This is a genomic window from Microvirga flavescens (assembly GCF_003290125.1).
Lineage (GTDB): Bacteria > Pseudomonadota > Alphaproteobacteria > Rhizobiales > Beijerinckiaceae > Microvirga > Microvirga flavescens.
In genome coordinates this window covers 378,697-397,239 of sequence record NZ_QMKH01000001.1, presented here as the reverse complement: position 1 = coordinate 397,239, position 18,543 = coordinate 378,697, and the positions used below count along the sequence as shown (strand labels likewise).

18 protein-coding genes are annotated in these 18,543 nt (G+C 64.0%); 7 read left to right on the top strand and 11 right to left on the bottom strand.

Annotated features, from left to right (window positions below; genetic code table 11):
* Positions 1–3: 3 nt before the first annotated feature.
* A complete protein-coding gene (locus tag DQW91_RS01695; protein WP_112661839.1) occupies positions 4–360 on the bottom strand; it encodes a winged helix-turn-helix transcriptional regulator in 357 nt (118 codons plus the stop codon).
* 98 nt (positions 361–458) lie between these two features.
* Here DQW91_RS01695 and DQW91_RS01690 point away from each other — a divergent pair, with 98 nt between their 5' ends.
* On the top strand, positions 459–1,472 hold the full coding sequence (locus DQW91_RS01690) for a zinc-binding alcohol dehydrogenase family protein (RefSeq protein WP_112662406.1): 1,014 nt from the start codon (positions 459–461) through the stop codon (positions 1,470–1,472).
* Positions 1,473–1,832: 360 nt separating this feature from the next.
* Positions 1,833–2,222: a DUF2794 domain-containing protein gene (locus DQW91_RS01685; protein ID WP_112661838.1), complete on the top strand. Its 390-nt coding sequence runs from the start codon at positions 1,833–1,835 to the stop codon at positions 2,220–2,222.
* A gap of 23 nt (positions 2,223–2,245) precedes the next feature.
* Here the strand turns inward: DQW91_RS01685 and kce are convergent, their stop codons facing one another.
* Both kce and DQW91_RS01675 read right to left on the bottom strand, forming a co-directional pair.
* Entirely contained in the window at positions 2,246–3,175 is a 930-nt protein-coding gene (gene kce / locus DQW91_RS01680; protein WP_112661837.1) for a 3,5-dioxohexanoate:acetyl-CoA acetone transferase, read from the bottom strand.
* Entirely contained in the window at positions 3,172–4,512 is a 1,341-nt protein-coding gene (locus tag DQW91_RS01675; protein ID WP_112661836.1) for an aminotransferase family protein, read from the bottom strand. The genes kce and DQW91_RS01675 overlap by 4 nt, the downstream gene beginning before the upstream one ends.
* A gap of 221 nt (positions 4,513–4,733) precedes the next feature.
* On the opposite strand from DQW91_RS01675, the gene DQW91_RS01670 reads away from it, so the two are divergent.
* Both DQW91_RS01670 and DQW91_RS01665 read left to right on the top strand, forming a co-directional pair.
* Positions 4,734–5,702 carry a LysR family transcriptional regulator gene (locus tag DQW91_RS01670; protein ID WP_112662405.1) on the top strand — a complete coding sequence of 323 codons (969 nt, stop codon included), beginning with the start codon at positions 4,734–4,736 and terminating at the stop codon, positions 5,700–5,702.
* Positions 5,703–5,871: 169 nt separating this feature from the next.
* A complete protein-coding gene (locus DQW91_RS01665; RefSeq protein WP_112661835.1) occupies positions 5,872–6,348 on the top strand; it encodes a thioesterase family protein in 477 nt (158 codons plus the stop codon).
* Positions 6,349–6,360: 12 nt separating this feature from the next.
* Here DQW91_RS01665 and DQW91_RS01660 read toward each other — a convergent pair whose 3' ends face one another.
* Positions 6,361–7,740: an ArgE/DapE family deacylase gene (locus DQW91_RS01660; protein WP_198411747.1), complete on the bottom strand. Its 1,380-nt coding sequence runs from the start codon at positions 7,738–7,740 to the stop codon at positions 6,361–6,363.
* 157 nt (positions 7,741–7,897) lie between these two features.
* On the opposite strand from DQW91_RS01660, the gene DQW91_RS01655 reads away from it, so the two are divergent.
* Both DQW91_RS01655 and DQW91_RS01650 read left to right on the top strand, forming a co-directional pair.
* Complete coding sequence (locus DQW91_RS01655) at positions 7,898–9,526, top strand: N,N-dimethylformamidase beta subunit family domain-containing protein (protein ID WP_112661834.1); 1,629 nt, start codon at positions 7,898–7,900, stop codon at positions 9,524–9,526.
* A complete protein-coding gene (locus DQW91_RS01650) occupies positions 9,523–9,999 on the top strand; it encodes a GNAT family N-acetyltransferase (protein WP_157961304.1) in 477 nt (158 codons plus the stop codon). Before DQW91_RS01655 ends, DQW91_RS01650 begins: the two co-directional genes overlap by 4 nt.
* 46 nt (positions 10,000–10,045) lie before the next feature.
* Here DQW91_RS01650 and ahpD read toward each other — a convergent pair whose 3' ends face one another.
* Both ahpD and DQW91_RS01640 read right to left on the bottom strand, forming a co-directional pair.
* On the bottom strand, positions 10,046–10,576 hold the full coding sequence (gene ahpD, locus DQW91_RS01645) for an alkylhydroperoxidase, AhpD family (protein ID WP_112661832.1): 531 nt from the start codon (positions 10,574–10,576) through the stop codon (positions 10,046–10,048).
* Positions 10,577–10,664: 88 nt separating this feature from the next.
* On the bottom strand, positions 10,665–11,219 hold the full coding sequence (locus DQW91_RS01640; RefSeq protein WP_112661831.1) for a peroxiredoxin: 555 nt from the start codon (positions 11,217–11,219) through the stop codon (positions 10,665–10,667).
* 168 nt (positions 11,220–11,387) lie between these two features.
* On the opposite strand from DQW91_RS01640, the gene DQW91_RS01635 reads away from it, so the two are divergent.
* The gene (locus tag DQW91_RS01635; protein WP_112661830.1) at positions 11,388–12,326 is read left to right on the top strand and encodes a hydrogen peroxide-inducible genes activator; all 939 of its coding nucleotides are present in this window, start codon (positions 11,388–11,390) and stop codon (positions 12,324–12,326) included.
* A gap of 3 nt (positions 12,327–12,329) precedes the next feature.
* Here the strand turns inward: DQW91_RS01635 and DQW91_RS01630 are convergent, their stop codons facing one another.
* From DQW91_RS01630 to DQW91_RS01610, 5 genes are all read right to left on the bottom strand, one after another.
* Positions 12,330–13,517, bottom strand: a complete 1,188-nt coding sequence (locus DQW91_RS01630; RefSeq protein ID WP_157961303.1) for an MFS transporter — start codon at positions 13,515–13,517, stop codon at positions 12,330–12,332.
* Between the two features lie 76 nt (positions 13,518–13,593).
* Positions 13,594–14,121 (bottom strand): GNAT family N-acetyltransferase, encoded by a 528-nt coding sequence (locus DQW91_RS01625; protein ID WP_112661828.1) that lies wholly within the window; start codon positions 14,119–14,121, stop codon positions 13,594–13,596.
* A gap of 93 nt (positions 14,122–14,214) precedes the next feature.
* On the bottom strand, positions 14,215–14,991 hold the full coding sequence (locus DQW91_RS01620) for a Bax inhibitor-1/YccA family protein (RefSeq protein ID WP_112661827.1): 777 nt from the start codon (positions 14,989–14,991) through the stop codon (positions 14,215–14,217).
* 219 nt (positions 14,992–15,210) lie between these two features.
* Positions 15,211–17,790: an ABC transporter permease gene (locus tag DQW91_RS01615; protein WP_112661826.1), complete on the bottom strand. Its 2,580-nt coding sequence runs from the start codon at positions 17,788–17,790 to the stop codon at positions 15,211–15,213.
* Positions 17,791–17,800: 10 nt separating this feature from the next.
* Complete coding sequence (locus tag DQW91_RS01610; protein WP_112661825.1) at positions 17,801–18,493, bottom strand: ABC transporter ATP-binding protein; 693 nt, start codon at positions 18,491–18,493, stop codon at positions 17,801–17,803.
* Between the last annotated feature and the right edge of the window lie 50 nt (positions 18,494–18,543).

Below are 18,543 nucleotides of genomic sequence, written 5' to 3'. Positions count from 1 at the left end.
CTTTCATGCGGCTTCAGCCCGTGTCGCCGTTACTAAATTCTCATCGCCCCAGATCTTCAGGGCCATGATGACCTGCTCAAGGCTGCGTCCGCGCACGGAAAGGCTGTATTCCACCCGCGGCGGCACCTCCGGATAGACCTTGCGTGTCAGAAGGCCGTCCGCCTCCAGTTCACGCAACTGGTTGGTCAGCATGCGCTGCGTCACGGCCGGCATCAGCCGGCGAAGCTCGTTGAAGCGTAGCGTTCCGCCTTTGAGCAACTTGTAGAGGATGACGATCTTCCACTTGCCGTCGATGAGGTTAAGCGTGGCCTCGACCGAGCAGGTGGGGCAGGCGGTCTGCCGCAAAGCCTTGCGGGGCATAATAGTATCCTTTTCGACACTATGTGCGTTGATTGTGCGTTCTTGCGTAAATGATTTGTATCATCGAACTTGCCTCCATCGCAACCAAGGAGGGTTTCATGCGTGCCGTCGCCTACAAGCAATCCCTGCCCATCGAGGCCGAATCGTCGTTGATCGATCTCGAGCTGCCCCGCCCCGAACCGGCGGGCCGCGATCTCCTCGTCGAGGTCCGCGCCGTCTCGGTGAACCCGGTCGACGTGAAGGTCCGCAAGCGGGCGCAGCCCGAGGCCGGGAACGCGCGCGTGCTTGGCTTCGACGCCGCCGGCGTCGTGGTTCAGGCCGGGCCGGAGGCGACGCTTTTCAAGCCGGGGGACGAGGTGTTCTACGCGGGCGACATCAATCGCCCGGGGACAAACGCGCAGTATCAACTCGTCGATGAGCGGATCGTTGGAAGAAAACCGTCCTCCCTCGATTTTCCGGCGGCTGCCGCCTTGCCTTTGACGGCGCTGACCGCGTGGGAGACCTTGTTCGACAGGCTCGATATCAAGCGCCCGGTGGCCGGCGCGGCGAATGCGGTTCTGATCGTCGGCGGCGCCGGGGGCGTGGGGTCCATCGCAGTCCAGCTTGCGCGCCAGCTCACGAACCTCACGGTGATTGCCACTGCGTCACGGCCCGAGACGCAGGAATGGGTGAAGGCGCTCGGCGCGCACCATGTGATCGACCATACGAAGCCGCTGGCAGCCCAGGTGGAGGCGCTTGGCATCGGCGCGCCCGCTTTCGTGTTCTCGATCACGCAGACGGACGCGCATTTTGGTGAGATCGCAAGCCTCATCGCGCCGCAGGGCCGCTTTGCGCTGATCGACGATCCCGAGCGGCTCGACGTCACCCTGCTCAAGCGCAAGAGCGTGTCGCTGCATTGGGAATCGATGTTCACCCGCTCCACCTTCAAGACGGCCGACATGGTGCGGCAGCACGAAATTCTCGATGAGGTTTCGCGGCTCGTGGATGCAGGTACGCTCCGCACGACGCTGGCCGAAACTTTTGGCGCGATCAATGCCGCCAACCTCAAGCGCGCACACGCCTTCATCGAAAGCGGCAAGGCTCGCGGCAAGATCGTCCTGGCTGGGTTCTGAAAAAAGAAAAGGCCGTCCCAGGGTGGGCGGCCTTTGTCTCGACGATGAAAGTGGCCCGGCCACCTGAAACGACCCAGGGGGCTGGGGGGCTGACGTGTCCGGGGAGGTCAAGGAGCCGGGCCGTCGAGGCAACACTGTCTGTATCGAGAGGCAGTGGGGCCGGTTCGCGGCGCGATTGCGGCAAGAATAAGATTTCCCAAATCGATCACGGTTCCTTGAACGGGCTATCGAAAACCCTTTGTTTCTGGCAGCCCGCCAAGGCGCTCCTGCGGAGTTGGTGAGCCGGCGAAAAGGATGGGGTTGAACCTGCTTCCGGCAAGGCTCATCATACAAATAGGATGAACGTTCGCCGGAGGCACCATGAGCGAAGGTGACATCGCAGAGCCGTTGCGCGGCAGCCCGGCCTCCGCAAAGGGGTCGGCCCAGATCCTGCCGTTTCCCGCCGCGCCAAGACACATCTCCTTCGATAGAAGCGAGTTGCAGACCATCCTGAATCTCTACGGCCGCATGGTCGCGGGGGGCGAGTGGCGCGATTACGCCATCGATTTCACGCCCGACAAGGCGGTCTTCTCCATCTACCGCCGCACGTCCGAGGTGCCGCTTTACCGGATCGAGAAAGACCCGAAGCTCGCCCGCAAGCAGGGGACCTACAGCGTCGTCGCCTCAAGCGGCCTCATCCTCAAGCGCGGCCAGGAGCTCGACCGGGTGATCCGCGTGATCGACAAGCCGCTCAAGGTGGTTTCGAGCTGAACGGGCGGTTCCGCTCGCAGCCTTCAGGCTGCGACGGAGGCCGCGCCCCTGAGTTGCAGCATCTGCCGCACTTCGTCGGGGGTGGCGACGCGATGGCCGAGCTCCTCCACGATCTTGCGGATCTTGGAAACCTGCTCGGCATTGCTCGCCGCCAGCTTTCCGCGCTCGATCATCAGGTTGTCCTCGAGCCCCACGCGCACGTTGCCGCCGAGAATGACGCCCATCGTTCCGAGCGGGAACTGATGGCGCCCCGCCGCGAGAACCGAGAAATGGTAGTCGTCGCCGAGCAGCCGGTCGGCGGTGGTCTTCAAGTGCATGAGCTGCTCCGGCGCGGGGTCGATGCCGCCGAGAACGCCGAGAACGAATTGCAGGAAGAGCGGCCCCTTGAGCAGGCCCTTCTTGCGATAGAACGCTACCGTCTGGATATGGCCGACATCGTAGCATTCAAGCTCGAAGCGCACGCCCTGACCATCGCCGAGATCGGCAAGGATCGCCTCGATATCGGCGAAGGTGTTCTGGAAGACGATGCTGCGCGTCGCTTCGAGGAACTTCGGTTCCCACTCGTGCCGCCATTCCGAATAACGTTCGGCCATCGGAAAGAGCCCGAAATTCATCGAGCCCATGTTGAGCGAGCACATTTCCGGCTTGAGAAGCCGCGCCGCCGCAAGCCGCTCATCGAGCGTCATGCGTGACGAGCCGCCGGTGGAGATGTTGAGAACCGCGTTCGTTTCCTTGCGGATCGTCGCAAGGATCTCGCGGAACAGGGCCGGATCGGCGGAGGGCAGGCCGGTCTGCGGGTCGCGCGCATGAAGGTGGATGATCGCAGCGCCCGCTTTTGCGGCGTCGATGGCTTGCCGCGCGATGTCCTGCGGCGTCACCGGCAGGTGCGGGCTCATGGTCGGCGTGTGGATGGAGCCCGTGATGGCGCAGGTGACGATGACCGGGTTGCTCATGCCGCCGCTCCGTAATCGAGGCCCTTTTCCTTCGCGAAGGCGTCGAGGCTGTCGGTAAGGATCGCCATGATCTCGTCGATCTGCGCATCGGTGGTGATGAGCGGTGGGCAGACGAGGAAGTGATCGCCGATGCGCCCGCCGCGCGTGCGGCGGGAATAGATGATGAGGCCGCGCTCATAGGCGATGTCGACGAGCCGGTTGTGAGCGCTCAGCTCCACCGGAAGCGGCTCCATCGTGTCGCGGTCGGAGACGAATTCGAAGGCGAGGAGAAGCCCCTTGCCGCGCACGTCGCCGATGAAGCCGTAGCGCTGCTTCAAGGCCTCAAGCCGCGCCTTGAGCTTGTCGCCCTGGGTTCGCGCCGCCTTCACGAGGCCGAGGCGGTCGATCTCGCCCAGCACCGCAAGGCCCGCCGCGCAGGCGAGCGGATTGCCCGCATAGGTGAAGCCGTGAATGAAGCCGCCATTGTCGATGACCGCATCGGCGATGCGCCGGTCGGCCACCATCGCGCCGAGCGGCACATAGCCCGCGCCGAAGCCTTTCGAGAAGGCGATAAGATCCGGGCGCATCTTCCAGTGGTCGCAGGCGAGATATTCGCCCGTGCGTCCCGCGCCGCTCATCACCTCGTCGGCGATGAGAAGAATGCCGAATTCGTTACAGATCTTGCGGATTTCTCCGTAGTAACTGTCGGGCGCGACCAGCGCGCCGGTCGACGCGCCGCCGACAGGCTCCATGATGAAGGCGAGAACCGTTTCCGGCCCCTGACGGAGAATTTCGTCGCGCAGGTAGCGCGCGTATTTCAGGCCGCGCTCGTGATCGGACAGGTTGTCCTTGTCGAGATAGCACGTCGGCGCGGGGATCTTCGGCATCTCGTTCATCATGGGCGAGAAGGGCGCGCTCATGAGCGACATGCCGGTGACGCTAAGCGCCCCGAGGCTCGACCCGTGGTAGGACGGAAAGCGGGAGATCACCTTCCAGCGGGAGGCCTGGCCCGTGGCGACGGCGTATTGCCGCGCGAGCTTCAGGCAGCTTTCCACCGCCTCCGACCCGCCGGAGACGAAAAAGACGCGGTCGAGGCCAAGCGGCATCCGCTCGGCGATCTGGCGGGCGAATTCTTCCGCCGGCTCGTTCTCGAAATGCAGGCGGTAGCCGAAGGTGGATTTCTCCATCTGCCGGCGCATGGCCTCCAGCACCACCGGGTTGGAATGGCCGATATTCGACACCATCGCACCGCTGGAGCCGTCGATGTAGCGCTTGCCGCTGACGTCCCACATGTAGACGCCTTCGGCGCGGTCCAGGAGGGGGCGACGCAGGCGCGTCTGGTAAAACAGGTTCGACATGGCCGCTCGTCTCGTTCTTTTCCGACTCGCCTCTCGCATCACGACCGGGCGGGGCCCGGTCGTCCGCGCCCTTGCCGCGATGGGGCACCAAGAGCAAGGGCGCGGACACCCGGCTGGAGGGCCGGACATGATGGAGGAGGCCGCTTTAACAAACACCGCTCGACATCAACGCGCAAATAAATAGGATGAACGCCTCGCATTCTCTAAAGGAATGGTCAGGCGTGAAGAACCGGCGCTCACAGCGATTCGTCTGGGACATCGACTGGAACTTGCTGCGGACCTTCATGGTCATCGTGCAGGAGAAGGGCATCACGTCCGCCGGCGAGAAGCTTCGGCTGAAGCAGCCGACCATCAGCAATGCGTTGCGGCGCCTGGAAGGGCATTTCGATTGTCGGCTGATCGAGCGGCGCCCCGGCGTGTTCGAGGTGACGCCCGCTGGCCAGCGCCTTTACGCGGAATGCGTCACGCTCTTCGATTCCGTCTCCGGCCTGCACACGCTCGTCCACGATCAGCCGGACGAGGTGACGGGGCAGATCGACATGGCCTTCGCCAGCCATGTGGTGTGCCCGTTCCTCGACGACATCCTGGCGGAATTTCATCGCGAGCACCCGCGCGTGACTTTCGCGACGTCCGTTCTGCCGAGCCAGGAGGTCATTGCGAACGTGACGCGAAAGGACGCCGCCCTCGGCGTGTGCCTTCTGCACGAGCGGCATCCCAAGCTCGAATTCAGGACGCTCTATCGGGAAAGCTTCGGTTATTTCTGCGGGCGGCAACATCGGCTGTTCGGCAGGAAGGACTTAAGCATCGTGGACCTGCGGGACGAGCCTTACGTTTCCTTCAAGACGGACCAGATGGCCGATGCCCTCTGGCCCATTGCGATGCTGCGCCAGCAGGAGAAGTTCACAGGCCCGATCATCGGCACCTCGTCCCATCTCGAAGAGGTCAAGCGCTTGCTCATCGCGGGTTTCGGCTTCGGCCCGCTGCCGATCCATGTGGTCGAAGAAGATGTGCGCAAAGGCCTTTTGTGGCGGCTGCCGCCTTACGAGAACCCGCCGGAGATCGACGTGCATCTCGCCTACGATCCGCAGGCCCGCCACACGCGCGCTGAAGCTCTCCTGCTCGAAAAGCTCCTGACGCGGATCGAGGAAACGCCGCTCTCCGAGCGCACCTATCCGATTTCCGGAGCATGAGCGGGATTGCCCAGAAACCTCATCCTGAGGAGCGGCGCAGCCGCGTCTCGAAGGAGGTTCCAGCGCGTACTGGAAACGCCTCGCCCTTCGAGACGCTGCTTCGCATCCCTCAGGGTGAGGCTCCGTCGCAGCGAAGTGTGAAAATGTTTCTGAAGGGAAAGATGGGCCGATGAATGCTCCCTGGATTTCGGTTCGCGAGATGGTTCGTGACGAATGGATCGACTTCAACGGGCACATGACGAACGCTGCTTACGTGACAGCGTTCGACATCGCTTCGGTTGCCCTGTTGTGCGACATTGGCATCGATCCGGACTATCGTGCGCGCCAACGCTGCTCGACCTTCGCGCTCGAACTCCACACGGTGTTTCACCGCGAATTGCCGGCCAAGGCGCCGTATCTGATCGAGACACGTGTGCTCGATTTCGACGCGAAACGCATCCACCTCTTCCATCAGATCAAGCACGCCGAAGAGGGGTTTCTCGCGGCGAGCCTCGAAGTGGTGACGATCCATGTGGATCTCGAGAAGCGGCGCTCGACGCCGCTGCCCGAGAGCATAACCGCGCGGCTGGAGGCCTATCGCAAGGCGTCCGACGCGTTGGAATGGCCGGAGATTGCCGGGCGTAGGGTCGGCCTCAAGCCCGCCTGATGCAGTGCGGTTTCAAGCCTTGGCGAGGCCGCACCATTGCGCGGCAAAGAGCGCGAGAACCTCACCGACATTAAGCATGCTGTCGATGGAAACCCATTCGTCGATGCCGTGATAGCTGCCGCCGATAGGGCCGTAGCAGGTGGCCGGGGTATCGCCGTAGAGCGCGAAGAAGCGTGCGTCCGTCGTCGCCGTCGAGGCGAGCCGCACAGGCTCTTCTTTCATGACCTGCCGGTGCGTGTCGGCCAAAAGCGTCATGAAGGGTGCATCCGGGTCTATGGTGCAGCCTTCCGCCTGAAAGCCGCTGTAGCAGATCTTGATGCCCACATTGGCGAGCTGGGGATGCTTCGCCTTGGTCGCGGCGATGTTGGCCTCGATGGTGCTCTTGACGCTTTTCAGCGAGGTTCCGGGATAGAAGCCGACGCGCACCAGCATCGTCGCCGAGCACGGCACCGTCGAACCCCAATCGCCACCATTGATGCGGCCGAGATTGAAGCTGACGGGATGCGCGTGGCCGCGAAATTCCGGATGAATGCTTTCAGGCTTGTTCCACTCGGCCTCGAGTTCACGCAATCCCTCGAAGAGCATGTAGGCGGCGGTGATGGCGCTTGTTCCTGCCGCCGCTTCCAGAACGTGAGCGGGCTTTCCCATCACGCGGATCGTCACCCACATCACCCCGAGCTGCGAGGTCATGATGGTTTGCTGGAAGGGCTCGGGAATGATCGCGGCATCCGCGCGATAGCCGCGCGCGACGCAGGACAGCGCGCCGTTGCCCGTGCATTCCTCCTCGATCACCGACTGGAACATCACCGGTGCCGCGGGCGCATAGCCAAGATCGCGCAAAGCCTCGAAGGCCAGGCAATAGGCGACGAGACCCGATTTCATGTCTCCCGCGCCGCGCCCGTAGATGCGCCCGTCGCGTATCGAGGGTTCGAAGGCGGGCGTCGTCCACAGGGAGGCTTCCCCCGGCGGCACCACGTCGATATGGCCGTTGAAGATCAGCGAGCGGCCTTTGGTCCCGCCTTTGGGCGTATGACGGGCGACGACATTCGGGCGGTTCGTGTAATCCGGCTGCACGGGCGGAGAGAAACCGGGAAGCTTGCCGATCACGTCCGGGTCGACGTCGAAGGTTTCGACCTCAAGCCCCATCTCATCGAAGATCCCGGCCATGATCTCCTGCCCGGCCAGTTCGTTGCCGAGGGTCGTCCGGGCGCGGACCAGACGGGTGAGCCGCTCGACAGCCTGACCGCGCCGCGCCGCGATGGCGGCACGCAAGTCGCTTTGGAATGTCTCGTCAATGGGCATCGTGACCTCGGCGGGCAGGGAGGGAATTTCCGTTTGAGGAGGAGCCCTGTTGTGCCGTTCCGTCAAATAAAAACCGGGAATGCCGCGCATTCACGGGCTCTATAAGGCGCGATAAGGCGCGCCCCGGCTTGCCGGGCCCGGTCCCTTCCCGCATTCTCAAAACCGATCCAACTTATTGCAAATATCTATTTGCGAAATGCCCCCGCGCCCCCTCATGCTCCGGGCGCGAGAAACAGGACATGGCGTGATGACGGTCAAGACCTTCCCCGATTTCGGCCTCACCCATGAGGAGCGCCGCCGCGCGGTGCGCGGGCACTATTACGAGCAGCCCGGCATGGACGGCACGCGCGGAGAGATCTGGTGCTACACCGACCGCTATTCCTATCGCGCCGGGGATACGCTTACCCTGTTCGTCAGTTCCACCGCCGGGCGCTACCGGCTCGAGATCGTGCGTGACGGCGGCGTGGAAACGCCGGTCATGGCCGTCGAGGGCTTGAGCGCGGCATGGCAGGATACGCCGGACCAATGCTCCGTTGTCGGCTGCGGCTGGCAGGCCTCTCATGCCATCCGCATTCCCGGCGAGTGGCCCTCGGGTGCCTATCGCGTCACGCTGACGGCGGAGGGCAATGACGGACGCCTGATCCGCTGCCATCACCTCTTCATCCTGCGGCCCGACGCGGGCAAAAAGCCTGGCCGCATTCTTCAGGTGGCGGCGACTGGTACCTGGACCGCCTACAACACCTGGGGCGGCTCCAATCACTACCAGGGCATCACCGGGCCGAACCGCGATCAATATGCGCCGGTGGTAAGCATCGAACGGCCGTTCTGCCGCGGCTTTGTCGTTTTGCCGCCGGGAGCGCCGCGCGTGCCGCTGGATGTCCCCGTGCCGCCCGCCATGCCGCCCCGCTATCCGCATATGGAATGGGCCTACGCCAACGGCTACAGCAAGAAATACGCCTCGTCCGGCTGGGCGAGCTACGACAGCCACTTCTTCCGCTGGGCGGAGCGGGCGGGCTACGACATCGACCTTGCCAGCCAGCATGAGCTGCATTTCGCACCGAACTTGCTCGACGGGTACGATTGCGTGGTCTTCGTCGGGCACGACGAATACTGGACATGGGAGATGCGCGACGCCGTCGAGGCTTATGTAAAGAAAGGCGGCAAGGTCGCGCGCTTTGCCGGCAACTTCATGTGGCAGACGCGATTGGAAGCCGAAGGCCGCCGCCAGGTCTGCTACAAGTACCGCGTCGAGGAAGACCCGATTTTGAACGGCGGCGACATCACGCGCCTGACGACGTCCTGGGAGGATGCCCGCATCGGGCGTCCGGGTTCGGAGACCTTCGGTCTTCTCGCCACGCGCGGGCTCTATGTGGGCTGGGGCGGCTGCGCGCCGCGCGGCGCGCGGGGTTTTCCGATCTATCGCCCCGAGCATTGGGCGTTCGAAGGCACCGGCGTTTATTACGGCGACATTCTCGGCGCGGATTCGCACGTCTTCGGCTACGAGGTGGATGGCCTCGATTACATCATCGAAGGCGGCCTGCCGCGCCCGGCAGAAGGAAGCGGCGCACCGGAGGGTCTCGAAATTCTCGGCCTCGGCATGTCCTCGCTCAAGGAAGAGAGCGCCGATATTCCCGCCGACGATCAGTTCCTCTCCGACGAGGACGCTCTTTTCGTTGCAAAGACCCTGATCGGCAATGAGGGTGCGGAGGCGGTGGACAAGGTCAAGCGCGGCGCGGGGATGATGGTCAATTTCCCGATGGGCAAAGGCGAGGTTTTCCACGCCGGAACCTGCGAATGGGTGGCCGGTCTCTTGCGCAGCGATCCCATGGTGGAAAGGGTGACCGCCAACATCATGAACCGGTATCTGAGAGCATGACCGAGGCCCGTGACATTGTCATTCGCGAAGCGGCGACGCCGGATCTGGAGAGCGTCGCGGCGATGCTGCGCCGGCTCGGCGCGCATGTGGGCGCAAATCCGAAAGTCACTGCAGACGATCTTGCGGCTTATGGGCCGAAGGGACGCGGCTTTACCGAAGTCCTCGTGGCGGAGGAAGGCGGCGCGATCATCGGCATCGCGCTCTACTCCATCGTCTTTTCCGCATGGCGCGGCCGTCCCGGCATCTACGTCTCGGACCTGTTCGTGGAGGACAGCGCCCGCGGAACAGGGCTAGGCACGCGGCTGTTACGCGCCGCCGTCGAACGGGAGACGCCGCGCGGCTGCGCCTACCTCAAGCTCGATGTAGACAAGAAAAATGCCGGGGGCATCTCGTTCTACGAGAAGCGCGGTTTCAAGCTCGATGACCACGATCACACGATGGTGCTTGAACGGGACGGCATGACGCGGCTGTGAATCAAAAGCGCGGGCTCCCGTGCGAAAGCCCGCGCCGAAAAAAGTTTTAAGCTGCGAGGGCGCTTGCTTCGAGCGCAATCGCCGCCGAGGCGATGATCGCCGCAAAGCGCACGGCGGTCTGAATAGCCTCCGTGGAGACGCCCCCCTGACGAAGCGTTTCCTCATGCGCGTCGATGCACATGCCGCAGCCGTTCATGGCCGAGACGGCAAGCGACCAGAGTTCGAAATCGATCTTGTCGACGCCGGGATTGCCGATCACGTTCATGCGCAGCTTCGCCGGCATCGTGCGGTAATCCTTGTTCGCGGCAAGGTGCACGAAACGGTAATAGACGTTGTTCATGCCCATGATGGCCGCTGCGGACTTCGCGGCGGTGAGTGCCTCCGGCGAGAGCTTGCCGGACGCTTCCGCAACGAGCGCGTTGCGCACGTCCTCATTGCGCGAGGCGATGCCGCAAGCAACGAAGAGGCCGTATTTCTGCTGCTCGGTCAGCACCTCGTCGCTCGCCATGGACGAGAGGTTGAGGCGCACGTCCTTGGCGAAATCGGGAATCGCCAGCTTCAGCGTTTCGATTGACATTGAGCATCCTTCCAATGGGCCGCCCTTGGGGCGGGAAGGTTCGGAGCGTGGTTATGCTCCGAACCCATTTGTTTGGCTTCAAGCCGGATCAGGCGGCCTTCAGCGTCTCGCCGCCGACCTGGCGGTTGCACGGGCAGAGCTCATCCGTCTGCAGCGCGTCGAGAACACGCAGCGTGTCCTTGGGCGCGCGGCCGACATTCAGGTTCGTCGCATAGACGTGCTGGATCGTGTTGTCCGGATCGACGACGAAGGTGTAGCGGTAGGGCACGCCATCCGGGGAGCGGACACCGAGACCGTCGATCAGCTCGCCCTTGGTGTCGGCGAACGACCAGATCGGCAGCTTGTCGAGATCGGCATGGTCGCGGCGCCAGGCCAGCTTCACGAACTCATTGTCGCCCGAGCCGCCGAGCACGACCGCGTCGCGGTCCGCGAACTCGGAGTTAAGGCGCGCGAATTCCGCGATCTCGGTGGGGCACACGAACGTGAAATCCTTCGGATAGAAGAAGATCACCTTCCACTTGCCGGGGAAGCTTTCGGCGGTGATGGTCTCGAAGGCCGAGACGCCGTTTTCTTCATGGCTGTTGAAACCGGGCTTGACGCCAGTCACGGAGAAGTTGGGCAGCTTGTCGCCGATGCCGAGCATTGATGTGGCTCCATTTCGAGGGAAATTTCGGACGCGGCGCCGCGAAGGCCTGAAGCTCGCCGCGCCGCTCTCGAAACAGATCTTGCATAAAGATGCGTTTCGGTCCAATCGATTAATAAAGAAAATAGCATCGATTTTTTCGATAGTGATGTTCCGCGAGGCCTTGCGATGGTGAACATTTCGGTCCGGCAATTGCGGTATTTCCTGGCTCTCGCCGATACGGCGTCCTTCTCGAAGGCGGCAAAGCGGGTCGGCGTCACGCAATCGACCTTAAGCGCGGCGATCCAGGAGATGGAGGCCGTTCTCGGCGTGCGCCTCGTCGACCGCAGCGGGCGGCATTTCGAGCTGATGGCCACCGGGGAGCTGCTCGCCCGGCAGGCGCGGGAGATTCTGGCGCGAATCGACGATCTGCCCGCCAGCCTCTCGCGGGAAGCGCGGCCATTGACGACGCGCCTTAGGCTCGGCGTCATTCCCTCCATCGCGCCGTTTCTCCTGCCCCGGGCCCTGCCGCATGTCCGCGCTGCGTTTCCCGAGCTTCATGTCGCGGTGCGCGAAGGGCTGACGCAGTCGCTGATCGCCGACATCCGTTCCGGCAATCTCGATGCCGCAATCATCGCGCTGCCCTTTTCGACGACGGGCTTTCAGGCCGAGCCGTTGTGCGAAGACGAGTTCTTCGTCGCCGTCAGCGCGCATCATCGTCTCGCCGACCGGGCAAACGTGTCCGCGAGCGAGTTGGAGGACGAACAGATTCTTCTTCTGGAATCGGGCCATTGCCTGCGCGACCAGATTCTCTCCACCACCGGCATTCGTCCGCCGGGCGATGCTGACAACATCAAGGCCATGAGTCTTCTGACGCTCGTGCAACTCGCCGAGAACGACCTTGGCATCACCTTCCTGCCGAGGATCGCGATTGCGGCGGGGATCGCTCAAGGGACGAGCCTTAGTCTGATCCCTTACCGGGGCAAGCGCTCATCGCGCACGCTCGCCCTGATCTGGCGCGCCGGCGCAAGCCGCACGCCGGATTACCTGATCCTGGCGAAGACGCTCCGAGAGCTTTGCCGGCAGTTTCTCGACGCTGATGTTCCCGCGCCTCGACCGGCTGCATGAGCTCTAGTCTTCGAGGTTCTTCGGCAAAAGCAGCAACCAGAGGCTCGACAATGTGAGGCCTAGCGCGGCGACCCACAAAACGGACCTGATGCCGACGATGTCCGCGCCTGCACCCGCGATCAGGGCCGCGATGAATCCGAGGCCTCCGGTCAACAGATGCAGCGTGCCGCCCTCGCGCCCGCGCATTGCATCGGGCGTCACCTTCTGCCGAAGGGCGACGGCGTTGGTGTAGAACACCACGTAGAGTCCATCGCCGAAAAGCTGCGAGACGCAGAGCAGCGCGGCTTTGAGCCAAAGCGGACCCTGCGCGAGGGGAATGAGGCAGCTGACGAGCCCGTAGGTGATCAGCATTCCCATCAGCAGGCGGCGCGGGGCGAACAGCGTGCCCGCCCGCTCGGCGAAGCGCGCGCCGATGAGCGCGCTGATGCCGCCGAGCGCCACGATGAAGCCGAGCATGCCCGGCTTTATGCCGAGATCGCGAACCGCGTAGAGCACGTAGAGCGGCGCGAAGAAGTAGAGACAGAACGTCATCGACGCGATGCACAGCGTCGTTGGTCGCAGGACAGGATGCGTGAAGACGAAGGCGAGCCCCTCTTTCGTTTCGCGCCAAAGATTGGGAGCGTGCTCACCCGTGACGAGGGGCGGCTCGACGCGCCTGATCGAGCCGAGCAGGATGGCAGACCACAGGTAGGACAACGCGTCGAAAAGTATGGCGAAGGGCGCGGTGAGAATCTGGATGCAGACGCCTGCGAGCGCGGGGCCTGCGGTTTCCGCGACAGCATCGGTGGTGGCGAGTTTCGCATTGCCCTCAAGAAGCTGATCCCGTTCGACCACTGTCGGCAGATAGGCGTTGTCGGCGGTGCTGAAGACCATCGAGAACAGGGCGACCAGGGTCGCGACGATCATGATCTGCCCGATAGTGATGGCGCTGAACCACGCCATGATCGGCAATGAGACCAGAACGGTGGCGCGCACGAGATCGGCCATGATGAGAACCCGGCGACGGCGGGTGCGGTCGATCCAGCTGCCCAGGAACGGGCTCAGGATTACGCCGGGAACCGCGCTCAACGCCACGAGCAGGCCGAGATCGGTCGCGGAAGCGTCGAGGGTCAGGGCCGCGATCATGGGCAGGCCTTCACGGGTGAAGCGGGTGCCGACGGCCGAGAGGCTCTGTGCGGCCCACAGCTTCATGAAATCAGGGTTCTGCCAAAGGCCACCGCGGGGCCGGGGCATCCAACGGGTCATGATGAAATTTCTTTGAAGGGGGTTAGGGATGGGGCGGCTGCGAGACGCCGGGCCCCAAGGGCCGTTGCATCAACACCGTCGAAAGCCAGCGGCCGTGCTTGTAGCCGATCCCCTTGAAGATCCCGACATGCTCGAAGCCAAGGCTTTTGTGAACGCCGATGGAGCCGTGGGATTCCTCATCACCGATGACGGCGACCATGAGCCGGAAGTCCTGCGCTTCGCATTCGCTAATCAGCGCTTCGAGGAGCTTGCGGCCAACGCCCTGCCGCCGGGCTTCTTCCGCGACATAGATCGAATCCTCGACCGTCGCGCGATAGGCGAGACGCGGACGGTACGGGCCCGCATAGGCATAGCCGAGAATCGCGCCGTCGCGCTCGGCGACGAGATAAGGGTAGCCACCTTCAAGAAGCGTCGCGCGGCGGCGGGTCATCTCGGCGGCATCGGGCGGATCGAACTCGAACGAGGCCGTGCCGTGCGTGACCGCATGGGCGTAGATCGCCGTGATGGCGGGAATGTCGGAATCGCGGGACGGGCGGATCAGGAGGCTCATGGGATGGCGATCCTAGTTTCAGCCATTCCTTTCGCGCAACAAAAAGCCCCGGCTTTGGGCCGGGGCTCGGTGTCTTTTAGTTAAGCGTGTTGCTTAGTTGTTGCGGTTGCCGAGCAGCGACAGCAGGAACTGGAACATGTTGATGAAGTCCAGATAGAGCTGCAGAGCGCCGTAGACCGAAATCTTGGCGGCGGCCTCGCCGTCGAAGTTCCCGTAGAGATACATCTCCTTGAGCTTCTGCGTGTCGTAAGCCGTGAGACCCGCGAAGATCAGCACGCCGATCACCGAGATGCCGAACTGCAGCGGAGCCCAACCGATGAACATGTTCACCAGCGAGGCGAGGATCAGACCGACGAGGCCCATGATCAGGAACGAGCCCATGCCCGACAGGCTGCGGTTCGTGGTGTAGCCCCACAGCGAGAGCGAGCCGAAGGCCGCCGCCGTGATGAAAAACACCTGCACCACGCTCGCGCCGGTAAAGACGATCAGAAGCGTGGAGAGGGACGCGCCCATCACCGCCGCGAAGGCGAAGAAGGTGCCGCGCGCGGCGGAAGCCGACATCTTGTCCATGCGGAACGAGAACAGGAAGATGAAGGCGAGCGGCGCAAGCGCCACAAACCACTTAAGAGGGGACATGTAGAGCGCATAGCCGAACTGAGTCAGGCCGATCCCACGGAAGTTAACCACTGCCTGGGAGGCATCGCTCGTTGTCGCAAGCATGTTCACGCCCAGGGCCACGAGGGCGGAGATCGCCAGGCCCAGGATCATGTTGTTGTAGACGCCGAGCATGAAGGCGCGCAGGCCCTGGTCGACCTCGGCGGCCGTTTTGACGCCAGCGCCGGCATATTGGTTCTGCTGATACGGTTGCATCGGAGTCCTCTCGCGGTGTCCCGTTGAATGTTCCCTCGACAGGCCGGAAATCGGCCTACGGCCGCCGGAATCCGGCGGCATCGGGAAATATGAGAGCACCCGCCCTTTTTCGCAAGGGGCAAGCTCAAGCTTCACGGGGGCGTGAAAGAAAAACCAAAGACGAAATGCGGCTGCACTCCCCGACAGGAGATGCGCGGGGTGCAGCCGGGAGTGGTGAAATCAAAGGTTTCTCAAGTATTGCGCGGGCTTCTGGTTCAAAATTCTCAACGTCCCGGCAAGGCCTAGACCCACCGTCACGAAAACCGCGAGGCTCGAAGCAAGGAGCGCGCCGGATAAATCCAGGGCAAAGCTTAGGTTCATCACGCGGGTGATGATGAGAAAGGCGGCGAGCGTGCCGGCGAGTAACCCGAACACGGCGGTGGCGAGGCCGAGCAGGCCGTATTCGAGGCCATAGGCCGAGAGCAGGCGCGCCCGCGTCGCACCGAGGGTTTTGAGCACCACCGCATCGTAGAGCCGTGCCCGGTGTCCGGCGGCGAGCGCGCCGGCGAGCACGAGAAGGCTCGCGATGAGCGCAATGGCGCTCGCCCCCCGGATCGCCATGACGAGCTGGGAGACGACATCGTCCACCGCCTCCAGCGCATCCTTCACCCGCACGCTCGTCACCATCGGATAGGCGAGCGCTGCGCTGCGCAGGATCCGCGCGTCGGTCTTCGCGTCCGAGCCGCCGGGGAAGGTGACGGTGGCAAGGTGCGTGTGCGGCGCGCCCGCGAAGGCGTTGGGCGAGAACACCATCACGAAATTGATGCCGAGAGAGCGCCATTCCACATGCCGCAGATTGGCGATGGTGGCGCTGATGTTGCGGCCGAGCACGTTGACCGTGATCTCGTCGCCAACCTTCAGGCCGAGGCCCTGCGCGACCTTTTCCTCGAAGGAGACCAGCGGCTTGCCGCGATAATTCTCGTCCCACCACTCGCCCTGAACGAGTTCGGAGCCTGAGGGAACCGCCTTGGCGTAGGTGATGCCGCGATCTCCGTCGAGAACCCACGAGGCGTCCTCGCTCGCCTTGACCTGCGCCACCGGCACGCCCTTCAGGCTCACCAGCCGTCCGCGCATCATCGGTACGCGGTCGATCTGCGCATTCGAAGCCTCGCCCTTGAGGAAGGTCTCGAACGCATCGGCCTGGGCGTTGGGAATGTCGAGGAAGAAGAAGCTTGGCGCATGCTCCGGCAGGGTCTGGCGAAGCTGGCGGGTGAGGTTCGAATCGATCAGCGCCAACGTCACCAGAAGCGTGATGCCGAGCCCCAGCGACAGGACGAGGGAGGGCGTCAGCGCGCCGGGCCGGTGGATGTTGGCAAGCGCGAGGCGCGGCGCGGTCCGCTTCGGTCGCGGCAGGCGGCGGGCAAGCGCCATGATGCCAAGGCCGATCACCCGCAATAATGCGAACGACGCGGCGGCTGCGCCCACGAACATCAGCGCGATGCGCCGGTCGTAGGCCGCGAAGACGGCAAGGCCCACAAGGGCGGCGAGAACGAGAACGAGCGTCGTCAGGTAGCGCCTGCGCGGCCATTGCCGCCCGGGCTCGATCTGGTCACGGAACAGGCCGGAGACCGGGACGTCGTGGGCGCGGCCCAGAGGCGCGAGGGCGAAGGCGAGGGCGGTGAGAAGGCCATAGAGAAGCGCGATGCCGAGCTCGCCCCACGCCAGCGTCGGGCGGATCGGAATCGGCAGGAGATGGCCGAACAACCCGTTGACGATGAACGGCAGCGCACCGCCGACGACAAGGCCGATGCCGATGCCGATGAGCGCGATCGTCATGACTTGCGTGAGGTAGAGCATCACCACCTGCCCGCCCGGTGCGCCGAGGCTCTTGTAGGTCGCGATGGAGGCGCGCTTGCGGTCGATGAAGCCGCGCACCGCGTTCGCCACCCCGACGCCGCCGACGAGAAGGGCGGTGAGACCGACGAGGGTGAGGAACTGCGTGAAGCGCTCGATGTTGCGGGCAAAGCGCGGATCGGCGTTGACCCGGCTGCGGATGTCCCACCCCGCTTCCGGCAGGGCGCTCTTCGTTTCAGCCTCGAGACGTTCGAGCGCCGCATCGTCGACCTGCGGAATGTTGAGCCGGTAGGTCCAGCGCACGAGGCTTCCGGGCTGGATGAGGCCGGTGGCGCGCAAGGCCTCCTGCGAGACGAGGAGGCGCGGGCCAAAGCCGATGCCGCTCGCGATCTTGTCAGGCTCGGAGACGAGCGCCGCGCGCAGTTCGATCTGTGCATCGCCGACGCGGATTTTGTCGCTGGTCTTCAAATCGAGCCGCGCGAGAAGGGCAGGATCGGCGACAGCGCCGAAGACGCCATCGCGGACCTTGAGAAGATCGGCGGGAGAGCTTTGCGGATCGGTTTCGAGCACGCCGATGGTGGGATAGGTCGGGCCGACGGCCTTCAGTTCGACGAGCGCCGAGCCCTTGTCGCCGGCAATCGCCATCGCGCGCATGGTGGCGATGGGAGCGACCTCGCCCTTTGATGTCAGAAAGGTGAGTTCCGCCGGGCTCGCTTCCCGCTGCATCAGCGAGAACGCCATGTCGCCGCCGAGGATGCGGCGCCCTTCCTTGGTGATGCCTTCCGTCAGCGAGCGCGACAGGGCGGAGACGCCCGCAATCGCCGCGACGCCGAGCGCGATGCAGGCGAGAAAGATGCCGAACCCGGCAAGCCCGCCGCGCAACTCGCGAAACGCGAGGCGCAAGGTGAGGGGCAGGGAGGCGAGGAAGGGGCGCTTCTTCGGGGCTGCGGGAATGGTGCCGTGCATGGGGCCGCCCTCACGCCGACGCTTTGGCGAGATCGGCCTCGATGACGCCTGAGCGCAGGCGCACCGTCCGGTCGCAGAGATGGGCGAGGTTGAGATCGTGCGTCACGAGGATCAGCGTCGAGCCTCGGTCGCGCTTGAGCGCGAAGAGCAGGTCGATGATTGAGCCGCCGGTGTTCTCGTCGAGATTGCCGGTCGGCTCGTCCGCCACCAGGATCGCCGGGTTCGGCACGATGGCGCGGGCAATCGCCACGCGCTGCTGCTCGCCGCCGGAGAGTTGCGCGGGATAATGATGGAGGCGATGACCGAGGCCCACCGCCTGAAGCTCGGCCTCCGCCCGCTCGAAGGCTTCCGCCTCGCCTGCGAGTTCGAGGGGCAAAGCCACGTTTTCGAGCGCCGTCATGGTCGGCACGAGGTGGAAGGACTGGAAGACGATGCCGATGCGCCGTCCGCGAAAGCGGGCAAGCGCGTCCTCGTCGAGCCCGGACAAGTCGGTGCCCTCGACGATCACCTTGCCGGAATCGGGCCGCTCGAGCCCCGCCATTGTCATCAAAAGGGTCGATTTGCCTGATCCCGAGGGGCCGACGAGGCCGACGGCTTCCCCACGCCCGATGGACAGGGAGACTCCCTTGAGGATATGCACTCGCGCAGCCCCGCGCCCGAGGCTCAAATCCACATCCTGCAGCGCGATGGCCTTGTCCTGCATGCCTTGTCATCCGATCTTTGAAAGCGCAGCCGGAAAACCGGCCATCCGAG

Coding starts and splice junctions, on each gene's coding strand:
- DQW91_RS01685 (WP_112661838.1), top strand. CDS start 1,833: ATGAGCGAAGGTGACATCGCAGAGCCGTTGCGCGGCAGCCCGGCCTCC.
- DQW91_RS01655 (WP_112661834.1), top strand. CDS start 7,898: ATGACGGTCAAGACCTTCCCCGATTTCGGCCTCACCCATGAGGAGCGC.
- DQW91_RS01610 (WP_112661825.1), bottom strand. CDS start 18,493: ATGCAGGACAAGGCCATCGCGCTGCAGGATGTGGATTTGAGCCTCGGG.
- DQW91_RS01690 (WP_112662406.1), top strand. CDS start 459: ATGCGTGCCGTCGCCTACAAGCAATCCCTGCCCATCGAGGCCGAATCG.
- DQW91_RS01635 (WP_112661830.1), top strand. CDS start 11,388: ATGGTGAACATTTCGGTCCGGCAATTGCGGTATTTCCTGGCTCTCGCC.
- kce (WP_112661837.1), bottom strand. CDS start 3,175: ATGAGCAACCCGGTCATCGTCACCTGCGCCATCACGGGCTCCATCCAC.
- DQW91_RS01625 (WP_112661828.1), bottom strand. CDS start 14,121: ATGAGCCTCCTGATCCGCCCGTCCCGCGATTCCGACATTCCCGCCATC.
- DQW91_RS01630 (WP_157961303.1), bottom strand. CDS start 13,517: ATGAAGCTGTGGGCCGCACAGAGCCTCTCGGCCGTCGGCACCCGCTTC.
- DQW91_RS01675 (WP_112661836.1), bottom strand. CDS start 4,512: ATGTCGAACCTGTTTTACCAGACGCGCCTGCGTCGCCCCCTCCTGGAC.
- DQW91_RS01615 (WP_112661826.1), bottom strand. CDS start 17,790: ATGCACGGCACCATTCCCGCAGCCCCGAAGAAGCGCCCCTTCCTCGCC.
- DQW91_RS01650 (WP_157961304.1), top strand. CDS start 9,523: ATGACCGAGGCCCGTGACATTGTCATTCGCGAAGCGGCGACGCCGGAT.
- DQW91_RS01665 (WP_112661835.1), top strand. CDS start 5,872: ATGAATGCTCCCTGGATTTCGGTTCGCGAGATGGTTCGTGACGAATGG.
- DQW91_RS01660 (WP_198411747.1), bottom strand. CDS start 7,740: ATGCGCGGCATTCCCGGTTTTTATTTGACGGAACGGCACAACAGGGCT.
- DQW91_RS01695 (WP_112661839.1), bottom strand. CDS start 360: ATGCCCCGCAAGGCTTTGCGGCAGACCGCCTGCCCCACCTGCTCGGTC.
- DQW91_RS01640 (WP_112661831.1), bottom strand. CDS start 11,219: ATGCTCGGCATCGGCGACAAGCTGCCCAACTTCTCCGTGACTGGCGTC.
- DQW91_RS01620 (WP_112661827.1), bottom strand. CDS start 14,991: ATGCAACCGTATCAGCAGAACCAATATGCCGGCGCTGGCGTCAAAACG.
- ahpD (WP_112661832.1), bottom strand. CDS start 10,576: ATGTCAATCGAAACGCTGAAGCTGGCGATTCCCGATTTCGCCAAGGAC.